General features: G+C 61.9%; 7 protein-coding genes. All 7 read left to right on the top strand.

Features of this window, described 5'->3' with window-relative positions; translation table 11 throughout:
- Positions 1-50: 50 nt before the first annotated feature.
- The 7 genes from ACQZ60_RS19270 to panB all read left to right on the top strand — a co-directional run bounded on the left by ACQZ60_RS19270 (position 51) and on the right by panB (position 8,386).
- Positions 51-1,223, top strand: coding sequence for an isovaleryl-CoA dehydrogenase (locus tag ACQZ60_RS19270; RefSeq protein WP_448735908.1), 1,173 nt, complete (start codon positions 51-53; stop codon positions 1,221-1,223).
- Between the two features lie 9 nt (positions 1,224-1,232).
- Entirely contained in the window at positions 1,233-2,834 is a 1,602-nt protein-coding gene (locus tag ACQZ60_RS19275) for a carboxyl transferase domain-containing protein (RefSeq protein WP_448735909.1), read from the top strand.
- A gap of 7 nt (positions 2,835-2,841) precedes the next feature.
- Positions 2,842-4,833 (top strand): acetyl-CoA carboxylase biotin carboxylase subunit, encoded by a 1,992-nt coding sequence (locus ACQZ60_RS19280; RefSeq protein ID WP_448735910.1) that lies wholly within the window; start codon positions 2,842-2,844, stop codon positions 4,831-4,833.
- Between the two features lies 1 nt (position 4,834).
- Positions 4,835-5,761 carry a hydroxymethylglutaryl-CoA lyase gene (locus ACQZ60_RS19285; RefSeq protein WP_448735911.1) on the top strand — a complete coding sequence of 309 codons (927 nt, stop codon included), beginning with the start codon at positions 4,835-4,837 and terminating at the stop codon, positions 5,759-5,761.
- Positions 5,751-6,521 (top strand): enoyl-CoA hydratase-related protein, encoded by a 771-nt coding sequence (locus tag ACQZ60_RS19290; RefSeq protein ID WP_035259772.1) that lies wholly within the window; start codon positions 5,751-5,753, stop codon positions 6,519-6,521. The genes ACQZ60_RS19285 and ACQZ60_RS19290 overlap by 11 nt, the downstream gene beginning before the upstream one ends.
- A 150-nt stretch (positions 6,522-6,671) precedes the next feature.
- Complete coding sequence (gene panC, locus ACQZ60_RS19295; protein WP_059762685.1) at positions 6,672-7,550, top strand: pantoate--beta-alanine ligase; 879 nt, start codon at positions 6,672-6,674, stop codon at positions 7,548-7,550.
- A complete protein-coding gene (gene panB, locus ACQZ60_RS19300) occupies positions 7,547-8,386 on the top strand; it encodes a 3-methyl-2-oxobutanoate hydroxymethyltransferase (protein ID WP_035262541.1) in 840 nt (279 codons plus the stop codon). Before panC ends, panB begins: the two co-directional genes overlap by 4 nt.
- Positions 8,387-8,580: the final 194 nt, after the last annotated feature.

Raw genomic sequence — 8,580 nt, forward strand, 5'->3', positions numbered from 1 at the left:
GCTGCTGACAAAAGGGACGGCGGCAAAGGCCGTCCGGAGGAGGAGACGCGATGAGTTTGAACCTCGCCGCCATTTTCGATGCCGATCTCGGCCCGGAAATCGCAGCATTGCGCGACAGCGCAAGCGCATTCGCAGACGATAAAATCGCCCCTTTGGCGGCGGAGATCGACCGCGACGACCGTTTTCCACGCAAGCTCTGGCCGGAAATGGGCCAGCTCGGTCTGCACGGCATCACGGTTTCGGAGGAGTTCGGCGGTGCCGACATGGGCTATCTCGCCCATTGCGTCGCGATGGAAGAGATAAGCCGGGCTTCCGCTTCCATCGGCCTTTCTTATGGCGCTCATTCCAACCTCTGCATCAACCAGATTCACCGCTGGGGAACGCAAGGGCAGAAGCACAGATATCTGCCGAAACTCGTCTCCGGTGAACATGTCGGTTCGCTCGCCATGAGCGAGACGGAAGCCGGTTCGGATGTCGTGTCGATGAGGCTTAAGGCGGAGCGCAGGGGCGACCGCTACGTGCTGAACGGCGCGAAAATGTGGATTACCAATGGCCACGAGGCCGATACGCTGGTGGTCTACGCCAAGACGGATATGTCCGCCGGCCCACGCGGCATCACCGCCTTCCTGATCGAAAAAGGCTTCAAGGGGTTTCGCCCGGCCCAGAAACTCGACAAGCTTGGCATGCGCGGCTCTCCTACGTCAGAACTGGTTTTCGAGGATTGCGAGGTGCCGGAAGAGAACATTCTCGGACGCCTCAATGACGGCGTGACGGTGCTGATGAGCGGACTGGATTACGAGCGCGCCGTGCTGGCCGCAGGCCCGGTCGGCATCATGCAGGCGGCCATCGATCTGGTGCTGCCCTATGCCCGCGAACGCAAGCAATTCGGCAAACCAATCGGCGAATTCCAGCTGGTGCAGGGCAAACTCGCCGATATCTATTCGGCCATGAATGCATCGCGCGCCTATGTCTATGCCGTTGCCCGCGCTTGCGACAATGGCCGCATCACAAGACAGGATGCGGCGGGCGCGATCCTGTTCGCCGCCGAACGGGCGACACAGGTGGCCCTGGATGCCATCCAGCTTCTCGGCGGCTCCGGTTATGTCAATGAAAGCCCGGCCGGACGGCTGCTGCGCGACGCCAAGCTTTATGAGATCGGTGCCGGCACCAGCGAAATTCGCCGGATGCTGATCGGCCGAGAACTGGTCAAGGGCAACGGGTGAGGACACGCGATGAAGCTTACATCCAGTCTGAACCGCGACCCCACCTTCACTACCAATGTCGATTTCATGTCGGGTCTGGTGGATGACCTGCGGCAGCACGTCGAAAAAATCTCCAGAGGCGGCGGCGACAAGGCCCGCGAACGGCATCTTTCCCGCGGCAAATTGCTGGCGCGCGATCGGATCGAAGCCCTGCTCGATCCCGGCAGTCCATTCCTGGAGTTCTCGCAATTCGCGGCTTACGAGGTCTATGACGAACCCGTTCCCGCCGCCGGCATCGTCACCGGCATCGGTCGGGTCTCCGGCCGCGAATGTGTGATCGTCGCCAATGATGCGACGGTGAAAGGCGGCACCTATTATCCGCTGACGGTGAAGAAACATCTGCGCGCGCAGGAAATCGCCACGGAGAACCGCCTGCCCTGCATCTATCTGGTGGATTCCGGCGGCGCGAACCTGCCCAATCAGGACGAGGTGTTTCCCGACCGCGATCATTTCGGCCGCATCTTCTACAATCAGGCCAATATGTCGGCCGCCGGCATCGCCCAGATTGCCGTGGTGATGGGCAGTTGCACGGCGGGCGGGGCCTATGTGCCCGCGATGAGCGACCAGTCCGTCATCGTCAAAAATCAGGGCACGATCTTCCTCGGCGGCCCGCCGCTGGTGAAGGCCGCGACCGGCGAAGTGGTGAGTGCGGAAGAGCTGGGCGGCGCGGATGTGCATTCCCGGCAATCCGGCGTCACCGATCATTATGCCCGCGACGACCGCCACGCGCTGGCGCTGACCCGGCGGATCGTTTCCACCCTCAACCGCCGCAAACAGGTGGAGCTGGATATTCGCGAGCCGACGGAGCCGCTTTATCCGGCAGATGAACTTTATGGCATCGTACCCGCCGATACGCGAAAACCTTTCGAGGTGCGGGAGATCATCGCGCGTCTGGTGGACGGTTCCGAATTCGATGAATTCAAGGCGCTTTACGGCACGACTTTGGTCTGCGGTTTCGCCCATATCCATGGCTATCCTGTCGGCATCGTCGCCAATAACGGCATTCTTTTCTCGGAATCGGCGCTCAAAGGCGCACATTTCATCGAACTCTGCTGCCAGCGCGGCATTCCGCTGGTCTTTCTCCAGAACATCACCGGCTTCATGGTTGGCAAGGCCTATGAAGCCGGCGGCATCGCCAAGGACGGCGCCAAGCTCGTTACCGCCGTTGCATCGGCTAAAGTGCCGAAATTCACCGTCATCATCGGCGGCTCCTTCGGGGCCGGCAATTACGGCATGTGCGGCCGCGCCTATTCGCCGCGCTTTTTGTGGATGTGGCCCAATGCCCGCATTTCCGTGATGGGCGGCGAACAGGCGGCGTCCGTCTTGGCGCAAATCCGTCGCGATGGCATCGAGGCCGATGGCCGCCACTGGTCGAAGGAAGGCGAAGAGGCGTTCAAGCAGCCGATCCGGGAAAAATACGAGCGGGAGGGACATCCCTATTATGCCAGCGCCAGACTTTGGGACGATGGCATCATAGACCCGAAGGACACCCGTTTCGTGCTCGGCCTTGGCCTGTCCGCCGCGCTCAATGCACCGATTGAACCCACCCGTTTCGGCATATTCAGGATGTGAGGCGACCATGTTCTCGAAAATACTGATCGCCAACAGGGGCGAAATCGCCTGCCGCATCATCCGCACCGCCGCCAAGATGGGTATCCGCACCGTCGCCGTTTATTCGGACGCCGACCGTGACGCCATGCATGTGGCGCTTGCCGACGAGGCCATCGCCATTGGTGCGGCGCCGGCGCGGGCCTCCTATCTCGACGGCGAAAAAATCATCGCCGCCGCAAAATCCTGCGGCGCGCAGGCCATTCATCCGGGTTACGGTTTCCTTTCGGAAAATGCCGGTTTCGCCGACGCCTGCGCCGCCGCCGGGCTCGTTTTCATTGGCCCGCCTGCAGCGGCAATCCGCGCCATGGGTGGGAAAAGCGAGGCAAAGGCGCTGATGGCAAAGGCCGGCGTTCCGGTCGTTCCCGGCTATCACGGTAAGGATCAGGCGCAGGAGCGGCTGGGCAACGAAGCGGACGCCATAGGTTATCCCGTTCTGCTCAAGGCCTCGGCCGGCGGTGGCGGCAAGGGCATGCGCATCGTCCGGAAAAAGCGCGAATTTGCGGCGGAGCTTGCGGGCGCAAAACGCGAAGCGCTGGCCGCTTTCGGCAATGACCGCATGCTGATCGAAAAATATCTCGAGCGGCCGCGCCATGTGGAAGTGCAGGTGTTTGCCGATGGCCACGGCAATTGTGTTTCGCTTTTCGAGCGCGATTGCTCGATTCAGCGCCGGCATCAGAAGGTCATAGAGGAAGCCCCTGCCCCCGGCCTGCCTGATACGCTTCGGCAGCGCATGTATGAAGCGGCGGTCGCCGCCGCCCGCGCCATCGATTATCACGGCGCGGGAACGGTGGAATTCCTGCTCGACCCTTCCGGCGACTTCTATTTCATGGAAATGAATACGAGGCTCCAGGTCGAACATCCGGTGACGGAATATATTACCGGTCTCGATCTGGTCGAATGGCAGATCCGCGTCGCCAATGGAGAGGCCCTGCCGGAAGATTGGGCGAATCTCAGCATAAACGGCCACGCCATCGAGACGCGGATTTATGCCGAAGACCCGGCGCATGATTTCCTGCCGTCGATCGGCACGGTCAGCCATTTTGTTTTTCCCGATCAGGGCCCTCACGTCAGGATCGACAGCGGTATCCGCGCCGGCGACGCCATCACCGTGCATTACGATCCGATGGTCGCTAAGCTGATCGTCTGGGACCATGATCGCCCCTCGGCGGTACGGCGTCTGCGGTTGGCGCTCGAAAATCTGGCGATCTGCGGCGTCATCAGCAATGCCGCCTTTCTGACGCGGCTTGCGGGACTGGCGGCCTTCGCGAACGCCGATCTCGACACCGGTTTCATCGCCCATAACGAAGCGGCACTGTTTGCTCCGGCAGCAACGGACGGGAACGAGATAGCCATGGCCGCGCTTGGCCTGCTGCTTGCGCGGCAGAAAAACGGAAAGCCGGGTTCACAGGCCGATCCCCATAGCCCTTGGAACATGACGGCTGCCTTCCGCCTCAACGCGCCGGCAAGGGAAACGCTGTATTTCGTGTTTGACAACCAGCCGCTGAGTGTCGGCGTCACGCATGCGGCGGAGGGTTTTTCGCTGGAGATCGACGGACGGGCGATCAGCGCCCATGGCGGCCTCTCGGACGATGGCAAATTCCGAGCGACCGTGGAAGGCAGGAAAAGGCAGGGCTATTTCTTTGCGGAGGATGGCCGTTACGCGCTTTTTCTGGATGGCGAACATTATCGCGTCAGCCAGCCGGATCCCGTCGATATCGCGGATTCCGCTACCCATACCGGCGGTCTGGAAGCACCCATGCCCGGCGTCATCCGCGCCCTGCTGAGCAGCAGCGGTGCTGCGGTGGAAGCTGGCGAAGCGCTTGTGGTGATGGAGGCGATGAAAATGGAACACACGATCCGTGCACCGGCGAAAGGCACCGTCATGGCCATCAATTGCATTGAGGGCGATATGGTCGCGGCCGGTGCGGTGCTGGTGGATTTCGAGCCGGAGGCCGGTTGAGATGAGCCGGCCCCGAACCGTCAAAATCGTCGAAGTGGGTGCGCGTGATGGCCTGCAAAATGAAACTGCGCAGGTTTCCACCGCCATCAAGATCGAGCTGGTCGAGCGACTGGCTACGGCCGGACTGACGGCTGTAGAGGCCGGAGCCTTTGTTTCTCCCAACAAAGTTCCGCAAATGGCAGGTTCCAAAGATGTGTTTCAGGGCATTCAACGCCGACCCGGCACGGCCTATCCTGCGCTCGTTCCCAATATGAAAGGTTTCGAGGCCGCCATTGAGGCTGGCGTCACCGAGATCGCGGTTTTCGTGTCCGCCTCGGAAGGCTTCAGCCAGCACAATATCGCCTGCTCGCGTGCGGAAAGCCTCGAGCGCCTGCGCGATGTCGCATCAGTCGCAGCCGGCCGAAACATCCTTATGCGCGGTTACGTCTCCTGCATAGCCGGTTGCCCTTATGACGGTACGGTTGTACCTGATGACGTGGCGGCGATGGCCGAAGCGCTCATCGCGCTTGGCTGTTACGAAATCTCGCTCGGCGATACGATCGGCGTCGGCACGGCGGACCAGATTCGTAGTCTCATCAAGCGGGTGTCTGCCCGCATCCCGCGTGAAAAACTCGCCATGCATTTCCACGATACCTATGGGCAGGGCGTCGCCAATGTTCTGGCCTCGCTTGATGAAGGTATCTCTGTCTTCGACAGTTCGTTGGCCGGGCTGGGCGGTTGCCCCTTTGCGCCGGGCGCCAGCGGCAATGTCGCCACCGAAGATGTCGTTTATCTGCTGCAGGGGCTTGGCATTAAAACCGGTATCGACCTGATGGCGGTGGCGAAAACCGGAGACTGGATCAGCCGGCATCTCGGCAGACCGAATGCGGCCCGCGCCGGCAAGGCGCTGCTTGCGGCAAGACAGGAGGGTGACGCGCATGGCGGATGAGTTGCTGAGCGAAAGACGCAAGGACGTTCTCTGGCTGACGCTTAACCGGCCGGAGGTGCACAATGCCTTGAATGCCGCGATGACGGACGCCCTGACGACGGCCATCCGCGCGGCATCTGGCAACCACGCCCTGCGCGCCGTGGTGATAACGGCCGCGGGAGACCGCAGCTTCTGCTCCGGGGCCGATCTGAAGGAAAGCGCCGGCGGCATGTTCCTCTCGCGGGATGGAACCAACCCTATCGCCGATGTGATGCGTGCCATCGAGGGCTGCGACAGGCCCGTCATCGCCCGCATCAACGGCCGGGTTCTGGCCGGCGGGCTTGGCCTCGTCGCCGCCTGCGATCTCGCCTATGCCGCCGACAATGCCGAATTCGGCCTGCCGGAAGTCCGCGTCGGGCTTTTCCCGGCCATGGTGGCGGCGAAGCTTCTGGCAAAGATTCCCCTTAGCCAGCTTCAGGAAATGGCCTATCTCGGCGCTGCGATAAACGCCGCTGATGCGGAGCGCCTTGGCCTCGTCAATCGGGTCGTCCCGTCGGCCGAACTCGATGTCGTGGTCGAGGATGTTCTCGCACGGTTGCGGCAGAATGCGCCGGGCGCCATCGCGGCCGGAAAAGCGGCGTTGCTGAAAATGCGCGATATGCCCTCCAGCGAGCGGCTCGCCTTTGCCGAAAGCGTCATCGCCACGATCAGCGGCAGCACCGAGGCGCGGGAGGGGCGATTGGCCTTTGCCGAAAAAAGGAAACCGCTCTGGTTGGAGTGATCGCCGTCATCTGTTCGAGCACCGGTTTTCTTAAAAGCCGTCATAGGGTTAATCGATATAATCCCGGTGCGTCCGTTGACCCCGTTCGGCAAATCGAGTTCTATCCAGCACCTTTCGCCGGGCGGTGATCGGGGAAGCCGGAGGAGACCCATGCAGCTTGTAAAAACCGTCGCCGAATTGCGGGATGCCACCGCCGCTTTTCGCCGTGCGGGCAAAACCATCGGCTTCGTGCCGACCATGGGCTTTCTCCATATCGGCCATCTGACGCTTGTTGCCCAATCCAAGGCGGAAAACGATGTGACGGTGGTTTCGATCTTCGTTAACCCATTGCAATTCGGTGCGAATGAGGATCTGGCCCGTTACCCCCGCGATCTCGCCCGCGACAGCGCATTGCTGGAAGAGGCGGGCATCGACATTCTTTTCGCACCGGAAGTCTCCGAGATGTATCCGCGCCCAATGCAGACCGTCGTGGACGTGCCCGAACTGGGCAGCCAGTTGGAAGGCGCGGTGCGGCCGGGGCATTTCGCCGGTGTGGCAACGGTGGTGACCAAGCTTTTTAACCTCGTCCAGCCGGATGCCGCCTATTTCGGCGAGAAGGATTATCAGCAGGTAACGCTGATCCGCCGCATGGTCGAGGACCTTGCCCAGCCGGTCAGGGTCGTTCCCGTCGCCACCGTGCGCGAGGCGGATGGGCTGGCCTGCTCCTCGCGTAACGTCTATCTGAGCCAAGCGGAACGCGCCGCCGCCGTGATCGTGCCGCGCGCGCTGGACGAAGCGGAACGGCTTTATGGCGAGGGCTTCGACGACCCCGCCGCATTCGAGGCGGCCATAGAAAAATTCATCGCCGCCGAGCCGCTGGCCTCACCGGAAGTCGTCGCGGTGCGTGATCCTGATACGCTCGCCCCCGTTGCTTCATTGCAGGCGGGACCGGTGCTGGTGGCGCTGTTCGTGCGCCTCGGCAGCACGAGGCTCCTCGACAACCGCGTCATCGGGCGCGACAGGATCAATCAACGGGAGGCGGCCGAATGAGCGCCCATGGAAAACACAAGCGGCTGACGACGGCCTCCATCCGGCAGATGAAAGGCGGGGCGCGCATCGTCTGCCTCACCGCCTATACCACGCCGATTGCCCGCCTTCTCGATCCGCATTGCGATCTGCTCCTGGTCGGCGATTCCCTCGGCATGGTGCTTTACGGAATGGATACGACCGTCGGCGTCACGCTGGATATGATGATCGCCCATGGCCGCGCCGTCATGCGCAGCGTCGAACATGCCTGCGTCATCGTCGATCTTCCCTTCGGAACCTATCAGGAATCCAAGGAACAGGCGTTCCGCAATGCCGTGCGGCTGATGCAGGAAACCGGCTGCGATGGCGTGAAGCTGGAAGGCGGCGAGGAAATGGCGGAGACCATCGCCTTTCTGGTGGCGCGCGGCATTCCGGTATTCGGCCATGTCGGGCTGATGCCGCAGCTGGTGCACACCGCCGGCGGCTTCCGTTCGCTCGGGCATTCGGATGCGGAAACGCAGAATATCTGGCGCGATGCGATTGCGGTGGATCAGGCGGGCGCCTTCGCCATCGTCGTGGAAGGCACGGTCGAGCCGCTCGCCCGCGAACTGACCGAAAAACTCGCAGCGCCCACGGTTGGCATCGGCGCATCGCCGGCCTGCGATGGGCAGGTGCTCGTTTCCGACGACATGCTTGGCCTTTTCACCGATTTCAAGCCGAAATTCGTCAAGCGTTTCGCCGATCTTGGCCCGACGGTCTCCGAAGCAGCGGCGGCCTATGCCGATGAAGTTCGCTCGGGGGCGTTTCCCGGGCCTGAACATACATTTCAGGTACGCCGGCAATCGCCTTCGGGGAAGTAATGAAGGCGCGCAGCGAGCGGGCGCTCGTGACTAACACCTTCACCTTCGTCATACTCGGGCCTGTCCCGAGCATCTGCTGCGTATCGATTCTATGCGACGCTGGCAGATCCTCGGCACAAGGCCGAGGATGACGTCGAGATAGTGTGTAGTCAGCCTCGGCTTCCCTCCTAATTCCAGCGACACCGGATCTACAC

The sequence above is a fragment of the Agrobacterium sp. 22-223-1 genome (assembly GCF_053522385.1).

Excerpts from the sequence above, each read along its gene's own strand:
- ACQZ60_RS19275 (WP_448735909.1), top strand. The coding sequence starts at position 1,233 with ATGAAGCTTACATCCAGTCTGAACCGCGACCCCACCTTCACTACCAAT.
- panC (WP_059762685.1), top strand. The coding sequence starts at position 6,672 with ATGCAGCTTGTAAAAACCGTCGCCGAATTGCGGGATGCCACCGCCGCT.
- ACQZ60_RS19285 (WP_448735911.1), top strand. The coding sequence starts at position 4,835 with ATGAGCCGGCCCCGAACCGTCAAAATCGTCGAAGTGGGTGCGCGTGAT.
- ACQZ60_RS19290 (WP_035259772.1), top strand. The coding sequence starts at position 5,751 with ATGGCGGATGAGTTGCTGAGCGAAAGACGCAAGGACGTTCTCTGGCTG.
- ACQZ60_RS19270 (WP_448735908.1), top strand. The coding sequence starts at position 51 with ATGAGTTTGAACCTCGCCGCCATTTTCGATGCCGATCTCGGCCCGGAA.
- ACQZ60_RS19280 (WP_448735910.1), top strand. The coding sequence starts at position 2,842 with ATGTTCTCGAAAATACTGATCGCCAACAGGGGCGAAATCGCCTGCCGC.
- panB (WP_035262541.1), top strand. The coding sequence starts at position 7,547 with ATGAGCGCCCATGGAAAACACAAGCGGCTGACGACGGCCTCCATCCGG.